At 63.3% G+C, this 25,510-nt stretch carries 21 protein-coding genes and 1 pseudogene; 7 read left to right on the plus strand and 15 right to left on the minus strand.

Features of this window, described 5'->3' with window-relative positions:
- Nucleotides 1–345 precede the first annotated feature (345 nt).
- The 14 genes from GXP39_05390 to GXP39_05455 form a co-directional block, all read right to left on the minus strand.
- A complete protein-coding gene (locus tag GXP39_05390) occupies nucleotides 346–1,371 on the minus strand; it encodes a TIM barrel protein (protein ID NOZ27473.1) in 1,026 nt (341 codons plus the stop codon).
- Nucleotides 1,372–1,477: 106 nt separating this feature from the next.
- Nucleotides 1,478–2,068, minus strand: coding sequence for a hypothetical protein (locus GXP39_05395; GenBank protein NOZ27474.1), 591 nt, complete (start codon nucleotides 2,066–2,068; stop codon nucleotides 1,478–1,480).
- Between the two features lie 61 nt (nucleotides 2,069–2,129).
- Nucleotides 2,130–3,164, minus strand: a complete 1,035-nt coding sequence (locus tag GXP39_05400) for a hypothetical protein (protein ID NOZ27475.1) — start codon at nucleotides 3,162–3,164, stop codon at nucleotides 2,130–2,132.
- A gap of 273 nt (nucleotides 3,165–3,437) precedes the next feature.
- Complete coding sequence (locus GXP39_05405) at nucleotides 3,438–5,615, minus strand: glycoside hydrolase family 3 protein (GenBank protein ID NOZ27476.1); 2,178 nt, start codon at nucleotides 5,613–5,615, stop codon at nucleotides 3,438–3,440.
- Between the two features lie 208 nt (nucleotides 5,616–5,823).
- Nucleotides 5,824–6,111, minus strand: coding sequence for a hypothetical protein (locus GXP39_05410; GenBank protein NOZ27477.1), 288 nt, complete (start codon nucleotides 6,109–6,111; stop codon nucleotides 5,824–5,826).
- A 130-nt stretch (nucleotides 6,112–6,241) separates the two neighbouring features.
- Nucleotides 6,242–7,069 carry a creatininase family protein gene (locus GXP39_05415; GenBank protein NOZ27478.1) on the minus strand — a complete coding sequence of 276 codons (828 nt, stop codon included), beginning with the start codon at nucleotides 7,067–7,069 and terminating at the stop codon, nucleotides 6,242–6,244.
- A 378-nt stretch (nucleotides 7,070–7,447) separates the two neighbouring features.
- The gene (gene menC / locus GXP39_05420) at nucleotides 7,448–8,554 is read right to left on the minus strand and encodes an o-succinylbenzoate synthase (GenBank protein NOZ27479.1); all 1,107 of its coding nucleotides are present in this window, start codon (nucleotides 8,552–8,554) and stop codon (nucleotides 7,448–7,450) included.
- A 113-nt stretch (nucleotides 8,555–8,667) separates the two neighbouring features.
- The gene (locus tag GXP39_05425) at nucleotides 8,668–9,504 is read right to left on the minus strand and encodes a GNAT family N-acetyltransferase (protein NOZ27480.1); all 837 of its coding nucleotides are present in this window, start codon (nucleotides 9,502–9,504) and stop codon (nucleotides 8,668–8,670) included.
- Between the two features lie 133 nt (nucleotides 9,505–9,637).
- Nucleotides 9,638–10,723 carry a hypothetical protein gene (locus GXP39_05430; protein NOZ27481.1) on the minus strand — a complete coding sequence of 362 codons (1,086 nt, stop codon included), beginning with the start codon at nucleotides 10,721–10,723 and terminating at the stop codon, nucleotides 9,638–9,640.
- Between the two features lie 457 nt (nucleotides 10,724–11,180).
- Nucleotides 11,181–11,897: a hypothetical protein gene (locus tag GXP39_05435; protein NOZ27482.1), complete on the minus strand. Its 717-nt coding sequence runs from the start codon at nucleotides 11,895–11,897 to the stop codon at nucleotides 11,181–11,183.
- Entirely contained in the window at nucleotides 11,894–12,802 is a 909-nt protein-coding gene (locus GXP39_05440; protein NOZ27483.1) for a 4Fe-4S binding protein, read from the minus strand. The genes GXP39_05435 and GXP39_05440 overlap by 4 nt, the downstream gene beginning before the upstream one ends.
- Nucleotides 12,803–13,116: 314 nt before the next feature.
- Nucleotides 13,117–14,781, minus strand: coding sequence for a hypothetical protein (locus tag GXP39_05445; GenBank protein NOZ27484.1), 1,665 nt, complete (start codon nucleotides 14,779–14,781; stop codon nucleotides 13,117–13,119).
- A 70-nt stretch (nucleotides 14,782–14,851) separates the two neighbouring features.
- Nucleotides 14,852–15,940, minus strand: a complete 1,089-nt coding sequence (locus GXP39_05450; GenBank protein ID NOZ27485.1) for a cytochrome bc complex cytochrome b subunit — start codon at nucleotides 15,938–15,940, stop codon at nucleotides 14,852–14,854.
- A gap of 1 nt (nucleotide 15,941) precedes the next feature.
- Nucleotides 15,942–16,406, minus strand: a complete 465-nt coding sequence (locus tag GXP39_05455) for a Rieske 2Fe-2S domain-containing protein (GenBank protein ID NOZ27486.1) — start codon at nucleotides 16,404–16,406, stop codon at nucleotides 15,942–15,944.
- 472 nt (nucleotides 16,407–16,878) lie between these two features.
- On the opposite strand from GXP39_05455, the gene GXP39_05460 reads away from it, so the two are divergent.
- The 5 genes and pseudogenes from GXP39_05460 to GXP39_05480 all read left to right on the plus strand — a co-directional run bounded on the left by GXP39_05460 (nucleotide 16,879) and on the right by GXP39_05480 (nucleotide 22,263).
- The gene (locus GXP39_05460; GenBank protein NOZ27487.1) at nucleotides 16,879–17,418 is read left to right on the plus strand and encodes a bifunctional nuclease family protein; all 540 of its coding nucleotides are present in this window, start codon (nucleotides 16,879–16,881) and stop codon (nucleotides 17,416–17,418) included.
- Nucleotides 17,419–17,719: 301 nt separating this feature from the next.
- Nucleotides 17,720–19,087 carry a replicative DNA helicase gene (gene dnaB, locus GXP39_05465; protein ID NOZ27488.1) on the plus strand — a complete coding sequence of 456 codons (1,368 nt, stop codon included), beginning with the start codon at nucleotides 17,720–17,722 and terminating at the stop codon, nucleotides 19,085–19,087.
- A gap of 15 nt (nucleotides 19,088–19,102) precedes the next feature.
- Entirely contained in the window at nucleotides 19,103–19,834 is a 732-nt protein-coding gene (locus GXP39_05470) for a DnaD domain protein (GenBank protein NOZ27489.1), read from the plus strand.
- Nucleotides 19,812–20,540 (plus strand): annotated as a pseudogene (locus GXP39_05475) (ATP-binding protein). Before GXP39_05470 ends, GXP39_05475 begins: the two are co-directional and overlap by 23 nt.
- A 787-nt stretch (nucleotides 20,541–21,327) precedes the next feature.
- Nucleotides 21,328–22,263 (plus strand): SH3 domain-containing protein, encoded by a 936-nt coding sequence (locus GXP39_05480; GenBank protein NOZ27490.1) that lies wholly within the window; start codon nucleotides 21,328–21,330, stop codon nucleotides 22,261–22,263.
- A 423-nt stretch (nucleotides 22,264–22,686) separates the two neighbouring features.
- Here the strand turns inward: GXP39_05480 and GXP39_05485 are convergent, their stop codons facing one another.
- Nucleotides 22,687–23,610 carry an AEC family transporter gene (locus tag GXP39_05485; GenBank protein ID NOZ27491.1) on the minus strand — a complete coding sequence of 308 codons (924 nt, stop codon included), beginning with the start codon at nucleotides 23,608–23,610 and terminating at the stop codon, nucleotides 22,687–22,689.
- A 145-nt stretch (nucleotides 23,611–23,755) separates the two neighbouring features.
- Between GXP39_05485 and GXP39_05490 the strand changes: the two genes are divergently transcribed.
- Both GXP39_05490 and arsB read left to right on the plus strand, forming a co-directional pair.
- Entirely contained in the window at nucleotides 23,756–24,091 is a 336-nt protein-coding gene (locus GXP39_05490; protein ID NOZ27492.1) for a winged helix-turn-helix transcriptional regulator, read from the plus strand.
- A gap of 209 nt (nucleotides 24,092–24,300) precedes the next feature.
- The gene (gene arsB, locus GXP39_05495) at nucleotides 24,301–25,422 is read left to right on the plus strand and encodes an ACR3 family arsenite efflux transporter (protein ID NOZ27493.1); all 1,122 of its coding nucleotides are present in this window, start codon (nucleotides 24,301–24,303) and stop codon (nucleotides 25,420–25,422) included.
- Nucleotides 25,423–25,510 lie beyond the last annotated feature (88 nt).

A 25,510-nucleotide genomic window follows, 5' to 3' on the forward strand; every position in this document is an offset into this window, starting at 1 on the left:
GACTCCTTCCCTCTTGCCGGAAGAGCAAGATGGCGGCCAGAAGATGATTGCCTCCCTGACATCTCGCTCATTCCACGCAGAATAGGTGTGTCCTCAAGGACGCACCGGCGGGAACAAGCAGTAATAGGGGTTTGGACCTATAACAACCCTCCCTTCTCCGTCTCGCATCGGCTGCCTTTGCCCGGGGTAAGAGCTTTCCGCTCATTTTTGGAATAGGCGACATGAATTCCCTTAAAGGACGTCTAACCATTCACCACGAAGGCACAAAGACGCTGAGAATTGTATTGAAGCAGAGCCTTTTTCGTCCATTTGGGGACAGGCGGCGGGTATCGGTAACCCCGTCGCCTATGCATATCCTTCAATCATCGTCAGGGCGGCGCGCATGTAGCCCAGCGCGTAAGCCATGCCCGCGTGCCAGGGCGCGGCGCAGGTCGCCTGCGGCGTGTGGTCGGGAATGATCACCCCGTCGTAGCCACACTCCTGATAGATTCGCAGAGCCCGGATCATGTCCACGTCGCCCTCATCGATGAAGACCTCCCGATAGTTGGGCGCCTTGCCTCGCACGTTGCGGAAGTGGACGTAGCAGATCCTTCCCGTGGATGCGTAGCGCCGGATCGCCTCGTACACGTCCGCACCGGGCATCTCGGCGATGGTGCCCTGGCAGAACTCGAGGCCGTTGTAGGGGCTGGGGACGATGTCCAGCAGGCGCTGATAGTGGTCGGGGTGGGTGATGAGCCGGGCCGTGCCGCGCAAAACGGGGATCGGCGGATCGTCAGGGTGCGCCGCCAGCCGGACGTCGGCCTCGGCCGCCACGGGCACCAGGTTCTCCAGGAAGTAGGCGAGGCGCTCCCACATCTCCTCGTGCGTGACCGTGCCGATGTCTCCCGGCGGTGCGTCGTCTTTGATCTTAGTACCCCACACTTCGCCGTGGGGGATCGGCGTCTGCTCGGGGGCATGGTTCTCGATGTAGCCGGGGGAGAGGGCGCCGCCGCGAGCGAACGGGCCCGTCACCCGGCCCCACACGCCCGCCAGGCTGAAGTAATATCCCATGATGGGAATGCCCGCCCGGCCCATGTTTCGGATGGTCTTCTTCAGATTCTCCATCTGCCGCTCTCGTCCGGGGCCATCCAGCAGGATCTGGTCCCAATGGTGTGGCGGGAAGTTCTCGATGGCCTCCAGCTTGAGCCCGCTATCTTCCACGAACGTCTTCAGGCGGTGCAGATCCTCGTAGGACCAATATCCCTCGCGTGTCGAGGGGAGCATCTCCTCCCCCGGCAGGTGGGCGATGATGTGGGTGGCTCCCATTTGCCGGGCGAACCGCAGGTTCTCCTCCGTGATCATTCCGGCGGATAGTCCGAGGCCGAGTTTCATCATGTTCCTCTCATCTCATGATGTGACAAAGGACGAACGACGAATGGAAGATGATCGCCGTTTTTCCATTCGTGATCATGCGCGTATATAGTAATCCTGTGGGGCTTCATGCTTTCTTCGCCGCGAATAGAGCGACATCGGGGGCTATCGTCATCCCCAAGTACGTTCGGACTTTTCCTGCCCCACAGGCTTTCGCAAACTTCCCTCGTGCCTTGTCAATCCACCCCTGTGCTCTCCACCGATGTTGATACAGCACCAGCCAATCGCCTTCTGATAGCACTCCCCATATCGCCTTGATCTCCTCTACGGTGACGTGTTCCGGTCGCACGTTCCTCGGCTCGATCCCGGTATCTGGATCCAACAACACGATCTTTCTCTCCGTCCCGTTTCGTTGTACGAGTCCCTTCACAAATTCCAGGTACTCCCGTCGCTTCCTCTCATCGAAGGGGCGATCTATCACCTCGATCTCTATCCCTGTACGCTGGCCCAGAGCCTCGATGTTCCGCAGGTCGCGGAAATGCTTCCATACTTCCCATGCGATCGGGAATTCCTCCCCATTGGATCGGAGGCGGGGCCGCTCCGTCTCTCGGAGGAAGGCCACCTGTACGAGCTTGTTGATCCTTTCCTCCCGTGCTAATTGCACCAGAGTGCCCCACTTCACTAAATCTCGGTTGTCGCCATACCAGAGCTCCCTCATTTCCGGCTCCATCAAACGCTAACGGGTAGCCGCTTCCTCGCACAAAAGGAGAGGCTACGACCTATTCGGGATAACCGGCCACAATCTCGTCGGCGAATTTAAAAACTTCCGTCTTGAGGTCATGTGCGGACTGCATTCGCGATCGCCGCTGGCTTACATTGCCCAAACCGAGCAGATTCAAGGTGTGATCAAAGCCAGCCTGGTAGATAGACTTCTCTTCCTCAGGACCGTCATTCTGGATAGCTTTGTTGGCAAGGTAGTGGATGATCGCGATCCAGAACATGGCCTCGCGATGGTAACCCTCGCGGAGCATCTCATAAGAACCCTCAATCAGGTAAGGACGGGCGTCATGGCTGATGTCAAAGTCGCCATAGAAAGGCGTGCGAATCACCTGCACAGCCTTGTCAAAGCACCATACGCATTGTTCCAGGCAGGACTCGACTTCATCGAGGGTCAAGTCCGCACACCCCCACGTCGCGAGGATAGCTTCGTGCAGATCTGCCCTCTGTTGTGCCTGGAGCAACTCTTTGCTCAAGGCCAGGCACCTGCGGACTGTGGGCGGTCTTAGATGAGCGACGGCGATGAGCCCCCCGATGCCAAGCACGAACCAGAGCAGGTGATAGAACATCTCATCGGCAAGGCCTTTAGGGTCCATCGCTCCAAGGTGTTCCAGGGCCATCCGCTTCTCATACTGGCAACGGGCCTTTACCCATCTTCGGCGCGAGTATTCTCTCTCCACAATCTGCTGGAAATTCGACAAGATGCCCCTGGGATCAGCAAGAATCCTGCCGACAACTATATTTGGGGCATAGAGAGGGGAGGACAAAATGGCTTTGGAGGACGAATGTCCCTCCAGACTCATGAACACGCCTTCAATGAAACATCCTTTGTAGAGATGTTTAACCCGCTGGGCGGGGACTTGGTCCAAATCCTCCACGACCATGTAGATGTCCACATCCCTGTAGCTAGGGAACGTCTCCTCCTCCTGTAGCTGGTTGATCGAGCCAGCGAGGTAAGCCCCGCAAAATCCGGGAGTCTGACTGGCCATCTCCTGGACCCAATCATGGGCGATCTGGATAACCTGGCTGACTTGCATCGCCTCCCTCTCGAGCATCATAGGCGAGATCGTCTCGTTCAACCAACGGATTCCGCAGGGATACACAGCCGTGCGCTCTGCACCATCTGTGAGTGGCGGAAGGCACTACCCTCCGCCACCCGGAAGAGAGGTTAGCATGACGTTGCGGTTGATGCCTATGGAATGCTCCTTGTAAACATCTTACCCTTGTAGGTACCCGTGTCCCTCGTGGGCACTTGGCGGGTCAGCGTGGCGCTTGAATTGACCCCAACGGGGCTGCCACGAGGGCAGCCCCTACAGCTCGATCTCTGTCACCTCGCCGGTGACGGTGAAGTGTCCGGTCAGCACGTTGCTCTCGCCGTCTCTCGTCTTCACGTCGGGCTGGCGGCCGCCGACCGCGATACGAAACTCGCCCGGCTCGATCACGCGGCGATCACGGTCATCGATCACGGACATCTGAGTGGGGGTTAGAGTGAACGTGACCGTCTTCGTCTCCCCAGGGGCCAGGTGGACGCGGGTGAAGCCCTCCAGATGCCGGATCGGGACGGGGACCGAGGCCTCCACGTCCGTCACGTAGAGCTGGACCACCTCGTCGCCGGCCCGATCGCCGATGTTGGTCACGTCCACGGCCACCTGCACGTTCTCGCCCGGCCGGATGCTCTGCGGCTCGATCCTCAGATTGCCGTACTCGAAGCGCGTGTAGCTCAGTCCGAAGCCGAAGGGATACAACGGCTCCTCGGTCATGTACCGATAGGTGCGGCCGGCCATGTTGTAGTCCTCGAAGGGGGGGAGCTGGTCGACCGATTTGTAGAAGGTGACCGGCAGCCGCCCGGCCGGGTTGTAGTCGCCGAACAGCACGTCGGCGATGGCGGTGCCGCCCTCCTCGCCCGGGTACCATGCCTCGATGATGGCCGGCACGTGCTCGTCGGCCCAGTTGACGGCGACGGCGCTGCCGTTGATCAGCACGAGCACCACCGGCGTGCCGGTCTCGTACACGGCCTTCAGCAGGTCCTCCTGCACGCCCGGAAGGTCGATATCCGTGCGGTCGCCCTGGCTGACCAACCCCTTGGGCAGCCCCTCCCGCTGTCCCTCCTCGCCCTCGACGGCCTGGGAGAGGCCCAAACACAAGATGGCGACGTCCGCCTTCTTCGCCGCCTCCACGGCCTCGGCGAGCCCACTCCTGTCGTCGCCCACCACCTCGCAGCCCTTGGCGTAGTAGATCGTCGTCCCTGAAGAGAGCTTGTTCCGGATGCCCTCCAGCGGGGTGATGGCCTTCGAGGGGGTGCCGTTGTAGTTCCCCAGCAGCACCGGGACGTCATCGGCGTTGGGGCCGATGACGGCGATGGTCTGGAGCTCCTTCGACAGCGGCAGGAAGCCGTTGGCGTTCTTCAGCAGGACGATAGACTCCCGGGCGGCCTGCAGCGCCAGCGCCCGGTGCTCCGGGCAGTCGTTGACCTCGTAGGGGATCTGGGCGTATGGGACCATCTCCGGCGGATCGAACATGCCCAGGCGGAAACGGGCGGTGAACAGTCGTTTGACGGCCCGGTCGATGACCTCCTCGGAGATCAACCCCTTCCCCACCGCCTTGAGCAACGCGTAGTACGTCTCGCCGCAGTTGAGATCGCACCCGGCCTTGACGGCCATGGCCGCGGCCTCCTCTGGCGTGTCCACCACCTTGTGGTACATATAGATGTCCCGGATGGCGCCGCAATCGGAGACGACATAGCCCTCGAAGCCCCACTCTTTGCGCAGGATCTCCTCCAGCAGCGTCTTGCTGGCGCAGCAGGGCTCGCCGTTGGTCCGGTTGTAGGCCCCCATGATGGAGTAGGCTTTGCCCTCTTTGATGCAGGCCTTGAACGCGGGCAGGTAGGTCTCCCGCATATCCCGCACCGAGGCCCGGGCGTCGAAGTGATGGCGGTCGGCCTCGGGTCCGCTGTGCACGGCGTAGTGTTTGGGGGTGGCCACGACCTTGAAGTAGCGCGGGTCGTCGCCCTGGAGCCCCTTGACGAAGGCCACGCCCATGCGAGAGGTAAGATAGGGATCCTCGCCGTAGGTCTCCTGCCCCCGGCCCCAGCGCGGGTCTCGGAAGATGTTGATGTTAGGCGACCAGAAGGTGAGCCCGGTGTAGCGGGCGCGAATGCCCTGCCGCACGAACTCGTGGTGCTTGGCGCGAGCCTCGTCGGAGATGACGGTGGCCACGCGGTGCATGAGATCCACGTTCCATGTGGCGGCCAGGCCGATGGCCTGCGGGAATACGGTGGCGATCCCGGCGCGAGCTACGCCGTGCAGGCACTCGTTCCACCAATCGTACTCCGGGATATCCAGCCGCTCGATGGCCCGGGCGGCGTGCACCATCTGTGAGACCTTCTCCTCCAACGTCATGCGGGAGACGAGATCGTCCACCCGCTCCTCGACGGGCCGTGAGGGGTCTTTGTAGATCGGCTGGCCCTGATCGGATACCGTGGCAGTCATCTGTGCGTCCTCCCTGGGAGTAGATGTGGGTGTGGCGGCCGATTGACAGGCGGCCATGGCGGCGGCGGCCGTCACCGTTGCCGCTGAACGCAGGAATTGGCGGCGGGTGAGCCTGCTTTCCCTCATGTGAGAATGCTCCTGGGGCGAAGGGCTCCCGTGGCTTCTACCGCTTTGTCAGATGGCGGGGACAGCATGTTGGTCCCCTGCTCTATCGGCGTCTCAACAACCGGCCGACGATGGCCAGCACGGCGCCGAAGGTGGCTCCGAGCAGCAGCGCCGTGGAGGCCTCCATGAGCACCTGGGCTTCGCCCTCAACCGAGCCCGCGGCGGCGACCAGGATGAGCGAGTCGTGCACGGTCATATTCCCGGCGGCGGCGGTGCCGATCAGGGAATTCCTGATCTCGACCTGATCGCCCGCCACGCCCAGGGCGATGGTATCGTGCGCCGCGATGATTCGCTCCGGCGCTTGTGTCGTCTCGTTCTCCGTTGTGGACATGGCTTTCCCTCCGTAGGATGCCAATCCCTCTGCAGTTCTGAGCGCTGACGTTGATCTTTAAGACGATGGACGGTGGGCGGCGGATGGAGCGCGCCGCTCGCTTTCTTGGCGCGTCGCGGGGACGTGGTGACTACTCTCCAATCTCGAGTCGCCACAGCCCCTCGCGTAGGGAGTTCCCATGCCCCCGGTACATCTCCCGGTGCCTCAGCCGGTGGTGCACTTCCCGGATGGCGAGCTCCGCGGCGGCCTCCAGCGTCTCCCAGCCGAACTCGGCCGTGGCGTCTTGGGGCGGCATGCGCCCACCCACGCCGATGAGCTTCTCGCCCTTGGGCGGCAGCAGGCTCAGATCGACGGTCTCCGGGTGCAGGGCCAGCAGGTGGGAAGTCTCCCATCCCGCCGCGTGATCCCCGGCCTCCTCGTACTGGTCCTGGACCAGCAGATAGTCGACGAAGGCCCAGGCCAGCATGCCGTGACGCTTGCTGTGCTCCCGCTGGTTGAATTGGAGCACGGCCGCGCGGGCGTGGTCGATGAGCGGGTAGTGCCCGGCCACGAGCACGCCCACTTCAAAGCCGAGGCTCTCCGCCTCGGCCAGGATGTGGAGCAGCAGCTTGTGGTAGTTGAGCGCCTGTTCCGTCGCCGTGAAGGGCTGCCGATCCGGGAGGAAGTTGTCCGGGGAGAGCCCCATCCGCTTGGCGATGAGATCCCGATCCGAGGCGTTGGCCTCCATGAGCGCCTCCACGCGGCTCTCGCCGTAATAGAGCGGGGGGAGGACCAATCCGCCGCCCTTCTGGGCGCACAGGATAGCCAGCCCCTCGGCCTGCAACGTATCCGCCCCCACCGGATTGTGGACGCCATGCCACTCCAGCGTGCCGATGGGGATATACACGACGGGGCACTCCTCCCGTCGAGCCACGATCTGATCGGGTCGCAGCATATGGTATCGGACTTCTGGGGTCATGGGAGTTCCTCTCTCGGTTGTCACGTAAGGAGCGACTCAACGGGTCGCCCTATTCGCATCAACTGAACAGCATGGGCGAGGCTCCCGCTTGTCGCTTCTTCCCTCCACGAGCGGTCGCACCTGAAAGGGGAGGTGCGGAGGGGCTTCCCCCTCCGCAGAAAGACTCTTTTTCCCGCCCTTTCCCTGCCTGGTTGGGGCTTGGGCCGGTGGCCTCTGGCCCCACGGGGCAGGTGAAGGCCTGAAAATAGATTTCTTCGGAGGGGCGGCAGCCCCTCCGAGCCACCCCAGAGGTGTGGGGCCACGCTTCCGTATCGCTGAACTTGATACCAATGGGACGACCCAACGGGTCGCCCGGCTACGCCCGTCATCAGGGCGAGATCATGGCAGGCGGAGCCTGGCCAGCGTGAACCGCTCCAGCGCGGCCGGGTCGATGCTCACGCCTAGGCCGGGGCCGTCCGGGACGTCGATGGTGCTGTCTGGGTTCAGGACGAACCGCTCTTGGGTGACGTCCTGCTCGTAGTAGCGGTCGGATGCCGAGATGTCGCCCGGGAGCGAGAAGCCGGGCAGGCTGGCCAGCGCCAGGTTGGCCGCCCGGCCGATGCCCGTCTCCAGCATGCCGCCACACCAGACCGGCACGCCCTGCGCCCGGCACAGATCATGAATGGCGACGGCGTTCGTCAGCCCACCGACCCGTCCCTGCTTGATGTTGATGACGCGGCAGGCTCCCATCTCCAACGCCTGACGGGCATGGCGAGGGGAGTGGATGCTCTCGTCCAGGCAGATGGGCGTCTTGAACTGGGCCTGCAGCCGGCTGTGGTCCCACAGATCATCCTCGGCCAGCGGCTGCTCGATCAACAGCAAATTCAGGTCGTCCAGCGGACGCAGCGCCGCGGCCGTCTCCAGCGTGTAGGCCGAGTTGGCGTCCACCTGCAGCCGGATGTCGGGAAAGGCCTGGCGTACCGCTTGGGCGTCGGCCACGTCCCGGCCGGGCTTGATCTTGATCTTGATGCGGCCGTAGCCCTGATCCAGATATCCGGCTACCACCTTCACCAGCTCCTCAGGCGACGGCTGGATCCCCACCGACACGCCGACCTCCACGCGAGTGCGCTCGCCGCCCAGCAGCTCTCGTAGCGACTGCCCCTCGCGCTTTCCCTGCAGGTCCCATAGCGCCAACTCCAACCCGGCCTTGGCCATGGGATGGCCGCGCACGGCCGCCACGCGGCGCTGGAAATCCTCAGGGCCGGCGACGTCCTGGCCCAGCACGGCCGGGATCAGGAAATCGCGCAGGATGTGCCAGGCCGTGCCGCTGGTCTCGTATGCGTAGCCGGGGGACCGATCGGCCACGCACTCCCCGTAGCCGATCAATCCCTCCGAACGGACCTCGAGCAGGATACACTCCCGCTCGTACGCGCGGCCGAAGGAGGTCTCAAAGGGGGACCGCAACGGCATCCGCAGGTGATAGAGAGTGACTTGGTCGATTTTCATGATGGCTCCTCGGGCAGGGTACAGGATGCAGGATTCAGGATGCAGGATGCAAGATGCAAGGTTTGGGATTCAAGACGCAGGATTTTCTCGCTCCACGCCTCCCGCTCCACGTCCTACGTTCCAGGCGTGTCATGCGTCAGAACGTAAAAGCTGCGCGGTGGTGTTCCCGACTCGTGAATAAATTCGGTGACCAGGTATCCGTTGGCGAACAGCTCCTCGAATAGGGCGCGGGTGTGAAGCCGCCAGGCCAGGGCCAGATCGGGCCGGGCGGCCTTGAGCGCCAGGAAGTCGGCCGGGATCTCCACCAGGACGGTGGGGAGGGGGCGCCCACCCTCCATCGCCGTCTGTGGGGATTCGGGCGGGAGTGGCCTTCCCGCCTCGTCCCACCTGGCCGAGTTGAGCACCCTTGTCCCGACCTCCAGATAGTGTGACAGGCCCCGGCGGGGCGGCGGTTCCCCCGTGAGCCGCTCCACGACCCGGCGGGAGTTGACCCACCAATCGACCCGGAATCGGTCCGATGGCAGGCCCACGTTCAGCCCGTCCCGCATCTGCCCGTAGACCTCCCGCAGGTACGTGTTGCACACGGCCCCCAGCTTGGTGATGTTCAAGTGGGCATTGCGGCTGAGCAGCGGATCGTATGTCCAGATGACGTGATCGATCCCCTGCTCTCGCACGGCCTGCCATTGGGCCCGCTTGAGGGCGAACCCCAGGCCCTGATCCCGATAGTCGGGGTGCACGCCCAGCATGTGGGAGCAGTGCTTGAGCCTGGGGCCCTCGGGCGTGAGGTCGAATCCGGGGAAGCTGAACACGAACCCGACCAGCCGGTCCCTGACGTAGGCGCCGATCACCAGCCCGCCGTTGTGAGCGGCGGTCAGCAGGATATGGCCCGGCGCTACGTCGGTCTCACTGCCGGGCCAGACCTGCCGCTGTAACTCCTCCACAGCCGTCATCTCCTCGGGAGTCTCCAAGGAGCGTAGCTCCCAATCCTGCCATTTCGATGTACGGATCCCATTGGGACGCTCTCTACTCAGGTGACGATGGCCTGCTTCCTGACTCACCGTATCTCCTCCGAATCGGATCTTCTCAAGCCGCCGCCTCGTCCACCATGGCCAGGTAGTTGGCGACGGGAACATAACTGGGGACGGAGTTGCCGGAGCCGACAGCGTATCGTCTTCGGCTCCCGCAGACCTCCATGAGATATCTCGTGTGCCGGCGCACCTCTTCAGGCGACGCCGCGGCCAGGATGTTGAGATCGATCCCGCCCAGGGCGGCGATCCGCTGTCCGTATCGTGCCTGGAACTCCTGGACCGGTAGGATGGCATCCTCAAAGGAGTGCTTGCCGTCGATGCCCACTTCGACGATCAGGTCCTCCATGATCGCTTCCAGATCGCCGCAGGAGTGCAGGAAGTAGGGAAGGCCGCGCTCGTGGGTCATGGCGGCGAAGCGTTTGTGCCAGGGCAGGCAATACTTTCGCAGGTCGTCAGGGGAGACAAGCGTGCCGGTGCGGAATCCCATATCGTCGCCCGGGAAGATGGCGATCACTCGGTCCAGGTCCAGCAGATGCTCGTAGTAGCGCACCATGAGCTCGCCGATGCGGTTGGCGACGGCCTCGACCAGATCGGGCGTGTCGTACAGCGCCAGGCAGAGCCCCTCGTACGACATGATCTGCGAGATGTGCTCGAAGACGCCCCCCGCGTGGGAGAGGATCAGCCCCATGCCCTCCGGCAGGTGGTCGTTCAGGTACTCGTAGGGGGAGAAGTCCACCTCCTCGATCCTGGGCCAGGGGTAGCGCTCGAAGTCCTCCCATGTGCGGATCAGCCCGTGGTGCTGGTCGACCCATGCCCGTTGCTTGGTGGAGCCCGGCGCGGGGTCGGCCGCCAGGACCTGGCCGACCTCGAATCCCATGTTGCGCTCAAATCGCACGAAGTCATAGCCCATGCGGTACCAGAACTCGATGAAGTTGTCCAGATAGGCCCTCTCGGCCTCCCGGCTGCCATCCGGATCGACCCATGTCCGGCCCAGCAGGTTCGTGACGATGGGGCGCATGACGACTTCGTCTACCAGGTACTCGACCAGCGGGGGCTTGGAGGGGTGGGCGCGCCCCATGAGGGCGTCGATAAATCGTCGGGCGTCCGGCTTGGGGTGAGCGAGTGGTACGTGGTGCGTCATGGCTGGCTCCCGGATCCTGGGATAAACGCAACCGTGGCGGCCGGCCATCCGGCGAGGGCCGCCACGGCGCGCTTCGATCGCCGTCATGATTTATTGTAGCATATAGGCATGGGGAGGGGAAGGGGTTACATGACTGTTCACATCCTGCTGAAAATGGGACACTGATCCCGCTGATGCGCGCTGATCAGCATGGATCTCTCAAAGAAACTGCGGAGATCAGCGGGGATCCGCGTCGTCTGCGTTCCATGCCAGCTTCGGTGGCGAAGGGACTGAACAGTTACGGGGGATCGCCGGGATCCAGACGATCCAACAACGGACGGAGCTGGGCAGCCCGACGATAAGTCGACGATCCAACCGCAGGCTGAGCTCCCATGCTCAGCCGGTGGCAGCGTGGGAGCCGCCGCTGCTAGCCCATTGTTCAAGCTTTTCCCATAAGATGGTCGAGTCTGGGGCGCCCTCAGCGGGATTGCAGCGCCGTGACGGCCGCGCGGACCGTCTCGATGTCGGGAACGGCCTCGCTCTGGATGAGGTCCTTCATCGCGGTGCCCGGATCGGTGTCCGCCGGTAGCCCCAGCGTCTCCAGCAGGTCGGGCAGGGGAACCTTCGCCTGATCCGAGATCTCCCGCAGCGTGTGCCGGCCCTTGATGTCGGATCCGGCCAGGACTTCCCCCTCCGGCACGGGCGTCGGCCCTGTGCCGCTGCCGTCACCCTGAGGGATATGTTCGGCCTCGACGGGCTCGGCGGGTGTGGGGGTGACGGCGGTCCCTGCTTGCTCGTCACCCTCGCTCAACGAGGGCGCGTCGGTGGGCTGCTCTTCCATCTCCTGCGGCTCCGACGCCTCGGCCTGCCCCTCCAGATATGCGGCGAGCGCATCCCGGGCCTCGCTGACCTCGAAGTCGGGCAGGATCTTCTCGATGTCCTTCAGCGCCGTCTCCGGTGGGATGTCAGCCGGGATGCCCATGACCCGGTACAGTTCCGTCTGGTCGATGCCGAAGCCGTCCGCCACCTGCTGCAGCGTCATCCATCCCCTGACGTCAGCGCTGGACGTCAGGTTCGTGACATCGATCCGCTCGCGACCACTGACGATCCATTGGCCGGTGGCCTGTGCCACGATCACACTCCCTAATAGAATGGCGATCACGAGCCCGGGCATGAGATATCGGTTGACTTTCATGGCGTGACCTCCTTGGTGGTGGACGGGCGACGGAGGCGATGGGCCAGCGAGCGGAACCCGTCGAGCCAGGCCGGTGCGAGTTGCACCTCCAGGGCGCCGTGGCGCGGGCAGGCATCCACGCAGGCCAGGCAGCCGATGCAGTCGGTGCTGACCCTCGGGTTGGCGCTGGCTACGGGCAGACCCACCGGGCAGGGCGTCTCACACAGGGCGCAACTCTTGCAACTGGGGGCGTCGCGGCGAATGCGCAGCAGGCTGAAGTGCCCCAGCAGGCTCAGCACGCCGCCCAGTGGGCAGAGGTACTTGCACCAGAAACGGGGGATGAGGAAGGAGAGGGCGAGCACCGTGATGGCGACCAGGTAGGCCGGCCAGTGCTCGGCCATGTTGAACTCGAACAGCCAGCCCAACCCGAAGATGGTGCGGTAGGGATCATAGCTGGCGAACCACAGCTTGACCGTGCTGGCGGTCATGTAGAGGATCAGCGCCAGGGTGACGAATCGCCCGTAACGCAGCCAGCGATCAAGCCGGGACGGCACCCGCACCTGGGGCAGGCGCAGCTTGGTGCGCAGCCAGGTCAGCGCGTCCTGGAGTGCGCCGAAGGGACATACCCAGCCGCAAAAGGCCGCTCCGCCGATCAGGGTGCCGAGAAGCAGGCCCAGCCCTAACACGAGGTTCGACGTGTGGGTCTTGGGCACATAAGCGCCCTCGGTGAGAAAGCGCCACAGCGTCTCCAGCCCGCCGAAGGGGCACAGGGCATCGATGGAAGCGGTGGTCGTCGTCCCCTCCAACAGGCCGTGTCGAACGCTGGCGGCCAGGATGTACAGCGCGAAGGCCGCCTGGGTCGCACGGCGGAGGATCTGCGTCCACGATCTCTTGCGCGAGCGTCGAGTTCGGCCCGTCGTTGTCATGGGAAAGCCTCCTGATCTCGTGTTTCGATCCGATCTCTCCCCCACTCCTTCTCCCCCGGGCCTTGTCCTCTCGCTGGGATGATGGCGGGATATGGCTTGAAACATCGATCCCACACGCGAGGCGCTGTAGGGGAGTGAGATCGGTTCCCATTGTGCGCGGTGAATATGGAGAACTGGTGGAGACATCATGGGGATCTGGTGGACCAGGGGCGGGGCGTCGTCAGAGGATAAGGAAAGGGCGCTCACGTCGCCGGGCGGCGAGCATGAGCGCCCTGATGGTGGCAGTGTCGTAAGAGGGCTTTAGGGGGTACCTATCAACCTTCCGAGGAGCCGTTGCTGGCGGACCCCTCCGCCTCCTGGAGCTGGCGATACAGCTCGCGCCGGAGGACGGAGAGCGTGGCGACGATGATCACGATGATGCCGACGGCCACCACCATGGAACGTCGGCGGAAGATGTATTCGGCCACTTTATCGGCGGCGATCTCCTGGGCGGAGAGGGCGGAGGCCGTCGCGTCATCGGTGAGCTCGGTCACGACGGGCAGCTTGGTGGTGTGTGTGGCGGCGCGAGCGCGGATCAGGCTGGTCCGGGCCGCGGCCAGTTTGGACTCCGCCTCCGTGACGATCATCCCCAGCGCTACGGCGCGCTGGATCGTCTCCTCTGCCTCCAGGTAGGCTCGATTCGCCTCCGTCAGGGCGTTGTAGAGGGCCAGCACCTGGACCATGATCCGGGACCCCTCGTGGTGGCAGGTGTCGCAGCGACGGTCCTCGGGGCGTTCGAATCGCTCCTTGTTCATCCGGAACGTCTTCTCATCGACGTGGCAGCTCCCGCAGTATTTCTCCTCGTCCTGGCGGGGCTCCTGGTGGATGAACAGGCTCTCATCCGTCTTGAAGACGTCATGGGTGCCGTGGCATGTCCAACACTTGGGCGCGTTCTCCCCGATCTTGTAGTGCCGGCTTTGCTGATAGTAGTCCTCCGTCGCCGTGTGGCATTTGCCGCAGACGTTGACCACCTCCTCGTCGTCGGGAGGGCGCGCGCCATGAGAGCCATGGCATGAGGCGCAGGATGGCGCCCGCAGGTACTGATCGTTCAGCAGGCGCTGGCCGTGGATGCTGTTCTTGTAGAGATCGTATTGGTCGGTGGGGATGTTGTAGGGCTCCATGAGATCGGCATCTGAGTGGCAGCGGGCGCACAGCTTGGGGATGTTGAGCGGGTACACGTCTGCCGAGGGATCCGATGCCTTTTTGACGTCGTGCGCTCCGTGGCAGTCCACGCAGATGGCCACCCGGATGTCTCCCTGCTTGACCTTTGAGCCATGTACGCTGCTGACGTATTTAACGTACTGGTCGGTGGGGAGATTGTACTGGCGCATACGCTCCACGTCGGAATGGCATCCGCCGCAGATCTCGGGGATGACGATCCGAGGGGGCACGCCGATGTAGCCCGCGTCCGGGAGCATGGCCAGGTTCATCTCGTCCGTGCGGGGATCGCCGCCGTGGCAGTCGGCGCAGCCGACCTCCGCCTTTCCGTGGACGCTTTTCTCCCACTGCTCGGAGATCTCCGTGTGCTTGTCCCCCAGCTTCACGTGACAGTCGAAGCAGGTGTTCTGGCCGTCGGCCGGCGGATGGGGGATCGGAGGTGGAAGCTCGCCGGGAGGCACCTCGAAGAAGGAAGGCAGGATGTCGGAGACGACGCTGGGCTCGTGGCAGCGCTGGCATTCCTCGTTCTCATAGCCTGCGTGATCGGCGGGGATGATGTTCGCCCCCTTGAAGCCCTCCGCGTGGCAGATCAGACAGTTTGAGTGCCCGATGAGGGTGTGAGGGATGGGCGGGCCGGTCTCTGATGGTGCTTCGGAGGCCGGCGCGCCCGGCTCCTGGGGCGTTGAGGATTGCGCCTGGACCGATCCTGCCGTCAGCAGGATCACCAACGCGATCAGCAGGAGGCCGGCTACCAGGTGAGGTCTCGCTTTCTTCTCCGACATGATTCTTCCCCCGTTGTATGCGAAAATGCCTGTGGTGTTTGGGCCCTTTGCGTCTGTGTGGGGTGGCGCGCTAGCTGAACAGCCCCAACAGGGTCAGCACGATGATGCCGATCACCGTCGCGAGGCCGAGAAAGATGGCGATGGGGCGCTTACGCGGCACCACTTCTGGGTTGCGGTCGATGAACGGCAGCAACAGCAGCAGGACGATGGCGCCCATAGGGGCGAGCACTCCCACCGTTCGTGGAACCCACTTCAGCACCTGGTATAGCGAGAGGAAATACCACTCGGGCTTGATGTGGGGTGGCGTCTGCAGCGGATCTGCCTTCTCCTCCAGGCCGGCCGGGAACACCGAGGCCAGGACGATGAGGATGGCGATGATCACGTACCAGGCGATGACCTCGCTGAGGACGTAGTGGGGGAAGAAGGGCAAGGCCTTCTTCTCCTCCTCTTCGGTCGGTTGGGATGGCCCTCCCGCCGGCTTACGCGGGTTCGCCAGCCCCTGCTGGTGGATCAGGACGATGTGCGCGGCCAGGATGGCGCCCAGCGTCAGGGGCAGCAGCAGGGTGTGTACGCCGTAGAAGCGGCTGAGCGTCGCGCTGGTGATGTCCATCCCACCGCGCAGGAAGCGCAGGAGGTATTCCCCGACCACAGGCACGGCGCCGGCCATCTCGGTGCCTACCGTCGTGGCCCAGTAGGCTCGCTGATCCCAGGGCAGCAGGTAGCCGGTGAAGCCAAACCCCAGCGTCACGCCCAGCAGGGCGACGCCGATCATCCATGTGAGCTCTCGGGGGGGCTTGTAGGCGCCCTGGAAGTAGACGCGCAGCAGGTGCAGAATGCAGAAGAGGATCATCAGGTTGGCGCCCCAGGCGTGGATGCTGCGGATCAGCCACCCGAAGGTGACATCGCTCGTGATGAAGAGGACGCTATCATAAGCCGTATCCGGGGTGGGCTGGTAGTAAAGGGTGAGCAGGCTGCCGGTGATGACCTGCACGGCGAAGAGGAAAAGCGTGATCCCGCCCAGATAGAAGGTCTTGGCCTCCCTGGGGATGTAAACGTGCAGGAGAGCCTGCATGAGCGCTCGCAACTGATAGCGCTCGTCAAGCCAGTTGATGAGCCGCAGCCATCGGCTGGAGGGGTGTTCAATCCGTTGGCTCGTCATGTTACGCCTCTCCTACGTAGATGTTCTCGCCTTCCACGGAGACCGGCATCGTCGGCAGGGGCGCGGGTGGAGGGCCGGCGATCACCGCGCCCGTGACCGGGTTGAACAGGCCGTCGTGGCACGGGCATACGATAACCCGACGTGTCGAGTCCCACACCACGATACAGCCCAGATGCGTGCAGATGGCGGAGAACGCCTTCACGCCGTGGTCGGTGTTCGTTACGATGATGGGCTTGTTCCCCAATGAGACCACCTTGCCCTGTCCAATCGGGATGTCCTTGGTGGTGCCGACCTGAACCAGTCCGGCCCCCTTCGCGCTTCCCCTCTCTGGAGGGATAAGATAACCGATGATGGGAGTGAGCACACCGACCAGGGTTGAGATGACGGAAAAGCCTAGCAGGAATTTGAGCACGCGACGTCGACCGAATGTAGTGACTTCCTGAAGCTCGCTCCGTAACGATGCCATCGGGTTCCCTCCTGCGTAGAGATGGGCGTGTGGTTTCTGGGCGCGACGGGATAATCGAGATGATTGAGAAGATAGTAGAGGTAATCGCTTGTAGAAGCGCCGTTTGCGCTCGGCCATCGAGCCAAACGGTGGGGTTGGGGGATCGTGATGCTTTGTGGTAATTATATCACATAAGTTCCTCGCTGTCATCACGTTTTTTGTGAAAACCTGTTCAGAGTTACAGATGGGCGTCGTATATAAACGCTCCGGTGCGGGGTCGTAGGGGGAAAGGGCGGGCTTGCTCCTTTGGGTTGCCCCGGAGATGGGGGGAGCCTGCTCTCGGGCGGCCCCGGTTGACGCCGACCGGAGCCTGCCGCGTGAAAAGCGCCGTCGCGCGGGTGCATTTGTCCGCCGATTCTCTGTTGTGGTATAATCGCTCCACACAATGACCGGGTCGGGAGCCCCATCCCCGGCCACATGTGGGAGGTCGTGCATGATAGAGGTATCGATAGATAGTGTGCGCGTGAGTTTGATGTCTCAGCATCGGATCGTGGTTCTGAAGGAGATCGATGGCGACCGATATCTCCCCATCTGGATCGGTCCCTTTGAGGCAGACGCCATCACCATCGAGCTTCAAGGCGTGGAGGTAGCCCGGCCGTTGACTCACGACCTCCTGAAACGCATGATCGAGACGCTGGGCGCCCGCGTATCGCACGTCATCATCAACGACCTGCAGAACGACACCTACTATGCCCGCATCATCCTGGACGTGGACGGCGAGGAGATAGAGGTGGACTCTCGCCCCTCCGACGCCATCGCGCTGGCCGTGCGCACCAAAGTCCCCGTCTTCGTGGCGGAAGAGGTCATGGACCGGGCGAGCATCGTCGCCGAGGAGGGGGTGGAAGAGGTCAGCGAGGCGGAGGAGCGTCGCCGACCGGAGCCGGATGACGAGCCCTCCGAGGAGGACCTGGAGATCTTCCGCGATTTCGTGGAAGGACTGGACATGGAAGGGCTCGGCGACGACGACGAGTGAGCGGCTGCGATTCGTCTGGAGCGGCCGTTGGCCTCCTCCGACGTATATCTGGATCCAGGGCGAGGCTCACCGGCCTCGCCTTCATATTCCGATCGCTCATATTGGAATAGAGGGTGTGACTTTCCTGGCCATCGTGTTGTAAGGGCGCGGCGCCGCCGCGTGCCCTGCCATCTGCCCATGCTGGTGGGGCGGGGCTACCTTGCCCTGCGAGTGTCGCGTACGTCGACATGGGCGATCCCGATAGCCTACGTGTACCTCAATTCGGGCTATCGCCACCAGTCACATGCTGGGTGCTCGTAAGATGGACCGAACCACGGACACAACAGAACGGCTCGTGCCCGCCAACGTCGAGGCCGAAGAAGCCGTCCTCGGCTCGATCCTCATTGACCCGGACGCCATCATCAAGATCGCTCCGAGGCTGCATCCCGAGGACTTCTACCTGGAGAAGCACCGGTGGATCTACCAGGCGGCGTTGGATCTGCACGAGCGTCGCCAGCCCGCCGACTTCGTCACGCTCTGTGACGAGTTGGAGCGGCGCGGGCAGCTTCAGGACGTAGGGGGGCCGGCTTACATCACGGAGCTGATCAACGTGGTGCCCACGGCGATCCACGTTGAGCACTACGCGGGGATCGTCGAGCGCACCGCCGTGCTGCGGCGGCTTATCACGGCCGCGGGCCAGATCGCTCAGCTGGCGTACGAGGACTCCGGCGACGTCGAGGAGATCATCGACGAGGCGGAGAGCATCATCTTCGGCGTCTCGGAGCGTCGCTTGCAACGGGAGCTCGTCCCCATTCGTCAGGTCATGAACGAGGTGGTCCAGCGCATCGACTACCTGGCCAGCCATCAGGGCGAGCTCATGGGGGTGCCCACCGGCTTCCGACTGCTGGACAAGCTGTTGGGTGGCTTCCAGAAGTCCGATCTGATCATCCTGGCCGCCCGGCCCTCCGTGGGGAAGACGGCGCTGGCGCTGAACATCGCCGTCAACGCCGCCAAGCGATATGGCCAGCGCGTGGCCTTCTTCTCGCTGGAGATGTCCAGCGAGCAGCTGGTGCAGCGGTTGCTGTCGGCGGAGACCGGGATCGACCAGCAACGGCTGCGCCTGGGCCAGGTGGATGAGCATGAGTGGCCCCTGCTGATGGAGGCCGCGGGCGTGCTGTCTGACACGCTGCTGTTCATCGATGACACCCCCGCCCTCTCCGCCATGGAGCTGCGGACCAAGGCCCGGCGCGTGCACGCCGAGCACGGGCTGGATCTGATCATCGTCGACTACCTGCAGCTCATGCGCGGCGATCTCCGCTCCGAGAACCGGGTGCAGGAGATCTCCTACATCTCCCGCGCGCTCAAGGGGCTGGCGAGGGAGCTGAACGTGCCCGTCCTGGCGCTGTCCCAGCTCTCACGCGCCGTGGAGGCCCGCACGGATAAGCGCCCCCTGCTCTCCGACCTTCGCGAGTCCGGCTCCATCGAGCAGGATGCGGACATCGTCATGTTCATCTATCGAGAGGAGATGTACGACGAGACAACTGATCGGCAGAACATCGCCGACGTGATCGTGGCCAAGCATCGCAACGGTCCGACGGGAACCGTCTCCCTCTACTTCAAGAAGGAGCTGACGCAGTTCCTGGAGCTGGAGCTCTATCGCGAGGAGTTGGAGATCCCAGAGTTCGAGTAAAGGAAGGGGCGATCGGTGGAGCGGATGCGAGGGTTTGCCGGGTTTCCGGCCGGGAAACTGCGCCAGGTCAAGGTCCCGGAGCTGTTCTTTCAGGAGCTGCTGCCGGTCATTGACGACCTGGCGGAGCTGAAGCTGACGCTCTACTGCTTCTGGCGCCTGGTCCGGCAGCGGGGGGAGATTCGCTACCTGCGTCGGGCCGATCTCTTCGCGGATGAGCGGTTGCTGGAGGCGCTGGCTGCGACCGGCCGGCCCGCCCAGGAGGCGCTGGCGGAGGCCATCGACCGGGCGGTGGCCCGGGGCACCCTCCTGCGCATCTACGTGCGGCGTGAGGGCCATCCCGAGGAGGAGTGGCTTCTCATGAACACCGCCCGCAGCCGCGAGATCGTCTCGTGCATCCGGCGCGGCGACACCACCGATCTAGAGGAGCTGCTGGCGTCGGAGGAGGTCACACACCTGCGCGCCGAACGGGCGAACATCTTCAACCTGTACGAGCAGAACATCGGCTTGCTTCAGCCGTTGATCGCGGATGAGCTGAGGGAGGCGGAGCAGACCTATCCGCCCGAGTGGATCGAGGAAGCCTTCCGCGAGGCGGCGCGAATGAACAAGCGCAGCTGGCGATACGTGCGGGCCATCCTGGAGCGGTGGGCCGCCGAGGGGAAGGACGATGGAATCGCTGAACGAGATTCTGCGGAGGCTCGGCGCCGACGTTACATCCCCGACGAATATGCCGACCTCATCGAGCACTGAACCCGAGGTAGATTCCACGGAGAGCTGTCCCATCTGCCACGGCACGGGATGGATCGTTCGGGATGTCCCGGTCGGCCATCCCGACTTCGGGCGCGCCGTCCCGTGTCGTTGCCGGGCGGTCGAGATCGAGCGGCGGCGCCAGGCCCGGCTGCGGGCGCTCAGCAACCTGGATGCGCTGCAGCATATGACCTTCGATACCTTCCTCCCGGAGGGGATCGGGCTTTCGGACGACCGACGGCGCAACCTGCGCGCCGCCTATGACATCGCCCGGCGCTTCGCCGAACGTCCGGAGGGGTGGCTGTTGCTTCTGGGCGGCTACGGCTGTGGCAAGACCCATCTGGCGGCCGCCATCGCCAACGCCCGCCTGAGCCAGGGCGATGCGGTGCTCTTCGTCGCCGTCCCCGATCTGCTGGACCACCTGCGCGCCACCTTCAGCCCCGCCAGCACCATCGATTACGACGAGCGCTTTGAGACCATCCGCCAGGCCCCGTTGCTCGTGCTGGATGATCTGGGCGCGCAGGCCAGCACGCCGTGGGCCCAGGAGAAACTCTACCAGATCTTCAACTATCGCTACAACGCCCGCCTGCCCACCGTGATCACCAGCAATCAGCGCCTGGAGGACATCGAGATCCGGGTGCGGTCCCGGCTCTCCGATCCTGCGCTGGTTCAGATCGTGACCATTCTGGCGCCCGACTTCCGGCGGGCCGGCGTCGAGCAGTTCCAATCCGAGTTGAGCACCCTGGGCCTGCACCGCCATCAGACCTTTGAGACGTTCGAGTCCCGTGACCAGGAGTTGACGGCCAGCGAGCACAAGAACCTGCAGCGGGCCGTAGCGCTGGCCCGGGCCTACGCCGAGGACCCCAAAGGATGGCTGGTCTTCACCGGCACCTTCGGCTGCGGCAAGACGCACCTGGCCGCCGCGATCGCGAACCGTCAGATCGCCCTGGGACGCGGCGCGCCGATGTTCGTCGTCGTGCCCGACTTGCTGGACCATCTGCGCGCCACCTTCAGCCCCGATAGCCTGGTCTCCTACGACAAGCGATTTGAGGAGATCCGCACCGCCCCACTGTTGATCCTGGATGACCTGGGCACGGAGAGCGCGACCCCCTGGGCTCGGGAGAAGCTGTTCCAGCTCCTCAACTATCGCTATGTGGCCCAGCTTCCCACGGTCATCACCACGTCGGATCCCATCGACCAGGTGGAGCCCCGGCTGCGCACCCGCATGCTGGACACCTCGCGCTGCACGGTCTTCGCCATCGAGGCGCCCGCATATCACGGCGAGCCCCCTCCACGAAAGCGTAGCCGCCGCCGTCGCTGACCTGTCCTTCCTCCCGTTCTTGTCGCCCGCGAGCGGCATGGTATAATACCGCCCGATCGACCCCTTGTATCGGGTTATCCCTGTCGGGGGGAGGTGAATGAACGGCCGGGGCTCGTCGAGGGCTTCGGCTTCGCACCCGTCCCCCCGGATCTCATTCCTCACCCTGGGGGAAACTATGCATCGCTTGCTGAGAGGGAGCCATCCCCTTGTCCTGATCGGGGGACTTCTCCTGTCGTTATTCCTGACCTCGTGCACGGTCGATATCAGCCTGAATCCGACGCCCACGCCCTCGCCGACGCCGACGCGCAAGCTGCGCCCCACCTTCACGCCCACGCCCACACCCGAGCTGAAGCCCACCCAGGCGCCGACGCCGACGCCCGTGCCGCCCACGCCCACACCCACGGACACGCCGACGCCCTTGCCGCCGGCTGCCGTCCCCACCACGAACATGAATGTGCGCCAGGGGCCGGGCACCAACTATCCGATCATCGGGGCCGCCCGGGCGGATCAGGCGTATCGCATCATCGGGAAGAATCCGCGCGGCGATTGGTGGCAGATCGATTACAAGGGACGGGCCGGCTGGCTGTACGCCCCGCTGACCCGGCCGCAGGGTAACGTGGCCGAGGTCCAGATCGCGGCCAACATCCCGCCGCCGCCACCGCCGACACCGACCCCGGTGCCAACCCCCACGCCGGTGCCGCAGCCGGCGCAGCCGCAATATCAGTGGATGCTGGTCAAGGACAGCCCTCGACCGGCGCCCCAATGCGGCACCATCCACTTCGATGGCCAGGTCCAATACGCTGATGGATCGCCGGAGAACGGCGTCTGCGTTCACATCGCCTTCTATGGGCCAAGGAACACGAAGTGCTCGGGGTGTGGTGGCGTCGGGGCGGGCAATTGGAGCTTCGCTCCCTTCGGCAACCAGGATCCCAGGGGGGTGACGGTGGAGATCTATATCGTGGCCTGTCCCCCCAATCTGCCGGAGTATGGCTTGACGCATAACCCCAATGATCCGCCGTTGACGCCCCTGTCCGACAAGTTCGTCGTGACCATCAACAACAAATGTGAGGTCGGGCAGTGGACCAACATCATCTTCCGGAGAACGCGGTAAGTGGGTGTCTGAAAAACACACCACGAAGCCGCTAAGACACCGAGAAGGGATTAAGGGGAGTATATCGAGGTCACTTCTTCACTATTGATCTTCGCTTAGATAAGGCGACATATGAACCCTGGTTTTCGTAAGGGCGACCCCCCGGGTCGCCCTTACTGAATCCGAAACGAATGACGCGGCCCACATTTCTTTCACCACGCGAAGCTCAATAGCGTCTTAGAGCTCCACAAGGGGAGGTGTGGAGGGGCCCTCCCCTCCACGAAAACCCCGCTTTTCCGGCCTGTACCTGCCCTTCTCGGTCCTTCCCGAAGGGCCCAGGCCGAGGCCAGGCAGGTCGAGGGCAAAAGAAGGGCTTTTTCCGGAGGGGCTCCGCCCCTCCGGGCCTCCCCACAGCAGAAGCAACGGCACTTCTCAGACACACTCTTACATCCCGGCCAGCATCCCCTTTCCCACCCAGCTGAGGAGCACGGGCATGGTGAGGATGCTCAGCAGCGTGGTGGCGAGGATCACCATCGCCACGTAGCGGGGCTTGCAGTCGTACTGGGTGGCCAGCACGGCCGTGAACACCGCTGTGGGCGTCCCCCACTGGGTGATGCCCACGATCCGCACGAGCCCCTCCAGCCCCAGGAGGCCGGACAGCGCTACCGCCAGCAGGGGGGAGAGCACCAGGCGGATGCCGGTGGCGATCCAGGCGGGCTTCATCTCATCACGGGTATCTATACTGGACAACTGCATCCCCAGGATCATCATCATGACGGGGACGGCCGCGTTTCCCAGCAGATTGACGGCCCGCATGAGGGGCAGCGGCGGCTCCAGCGCCAGGGCGCGCAGCAGGATCGCGGCCACGGTGGCGTAGATCATCGGCACTCGCAGCAACCCCTTCAGCGCCAGCTTCAGATCGGTGTTCCCGCTGGAGGCGATGAGCACCCCCGCCGTGTTGGCGAAGATGGCGTTGGCCGTGTAGAACAGGACGGCGAGCTGCGATCCCACCTCTCCGAAGGCGAAACGGTTGAGCGGGATCCCGTAGTTGCCATTGTTGACCAGCACCAGGGTCAGCACGAAGGCGCTGGTCATGGCCCGTTCCCAGCCCAGGATCCGGGCGATGAGCAGCCCCAGGATGAGAAGTGTCGCGACCATAGCCAGGAAGAACCCCAGGATCCTCCCCAGGTCCTGCCAGGCGATCTGGATCCGGAACAGGGAGTCGAAGACCAGGGATGGCGTCAGGATGTAGAACGCGGCTACGGAGAAGGAGCGGCTGTCGATCCCCAGCCGCCGGCGTCCCCACCAGCCGGCTCCGGCGACCAGGAAGATCGGGACCAGGATGTTCCAGAGGACTTTTAGCAGCACGGGTGACGGTTACCTTGTGTTTGCGAGATCGTTGAGCCATTTTACCATGGGCGCGGCAATTGGACTACATGAGCCCGATCATGCCGAAGCGGGATGTATCGGCGTATCATGTACATGCGAATCTTTGCATGGATCAGGAGACAAGATGGTGAGCCCCCGGTACGAGAAGGCTGCTCGCCTGTTCAGGGCGTTGGCGCATCCGGCCCGGCTGCGCATCCTCGATGCGTTGCGCTATGGGGAGGAATGCGTTTGCCATCTGGAAGCGTTGTTGGGCAAGCCACAGGCTTACGTGTCGCAGCAATTGGCCGTGTTGCGAGAGGCCGGATTGGTGCGGGACCGTAAGGATGGGCAGCGGGTGTATTATGCCATCTGTGATGAGCGCATGCTCTCCTTGCTGGAGGAGTTTCTAGGGCCGCGGACATCCCCGACACGGCTTGACCATTGCCGCTGCCCCAAATGCCAGGTTTCAGTGAGAGTGTAGCCCGCCGCGTCCGCTATGAGATGATTGTGACGGTGACGTACGTTGAGTGCCGGCCGCGATGCAGCGGCTTCTCTTTGGCGTTCATTGCATGCAAAAATCTCTATATAAAGGTCTTCTTGGCAGGTCTTGCTATTAATGAGACTGGCCCTTTGATGGGCTGCATCGCATGGATCCATGCTCTATTCATGAGGATCGGAGGTATTCCCAGCATGAAACAGGTTGCAGCACCAGGCGTCACAATTGAACAGAGGGAAGGTGTCTTTGAGCGGTTGTCATTGCTCGATCGCTTCCTTCCGTTGTGGATCTTTCTGGCCATGGTTGTTGGCGTGGCGTTAGGAGCGGTCCTGCCTGGCATCAAGGACGTGTTCAGCGCACTCAGCATTGGTACGGTATCTCTTCCCATTGCCCTGGGGCTTCTGTGGATGATGTACCCTGTGTTGGCCAAGGTGCGATATGAGGAGTTAGGGAAGGTGGCTATGGCCTGGCAACAGTTCGGCGTCTCGCTGACATTGAACTGGGTTGTTGGGCCTGCCATCATGTTCGTTTTAGCGTGGGCTTTCCTGCCTGATCTGCCTCACTACCGCACGGGACTCATCATCGTGGGCTTGGCCCGCTGCATCGCCATGGTGCTGATCTGGAATATGTTGGCTGGCGGCGATGCCGAATACTGTGCTGTATTGGTTGCTCTCAACTCTATTTTCCAGATCTTGATGTACAGCCCTCTGGCGTACTTCTATCTGCGGCTGGTGCCGGGATGGTTCGGAGCGGAAGGTTCTGCCGTCAACGTGGGTATGTGGGAGATCGCCCGTAGCGTGTTGATCTTCCTGGGCATCCCACTGGCGGCTGGTATCATCACCCGGTTCACACTGATCCGCCAGCGCGGCCGGGAGTGGTATGAGACGCGATTCATGCCCAAGCTGAGCCCAACGGCGCTCTTCGGCCTCTTGTTCACCATCGTGGTTATGTTCTCCATGCAAGGGGATCGCATTCTTGCCCAACCGTGGGATGTGTTACGGGTGGCCATCCCGCTGGTGGCTTACTTTGTCTCGATGTTTGCTGTCTCCTTTGCGATATCACTGTGGCTTAAGTTCCCCTACGAGCTGGCAGCGACTCAGTCTTTCACCGCGGCGAGCAATAACTTCGAGTTGGCGATCGCGGTGGCGGTGGGTACCTTCTCCATCGCATCGTCAGAGGCGCTGGCGACGGTGATCGGTCCGTTGATCGAGGTCCCGGTCCTGGTTGGACTAGTCTACGTAGCACTGTGGCTTAAAAGAGCCCTTTTCAACACCGATGGCACGCTGAAGCGAACGGTTGTGTCACAAGACGGATAGTAGTCCTCGTGCTGACTCAAGGGGTAACCGTATGGGGGGTGTGGTAACGGACTACGTCGCTCTATCGCAGTTCTCAGTCAGTATGATG

The sequence above is a fragment of the Chloroflexota bacterium genome, from assembly GCA_013152435.1.
Lineage (GTDB): Bacteria > Chloroflexota > Anaerolineae > DUEN01 > DUEN01 > DUEN01.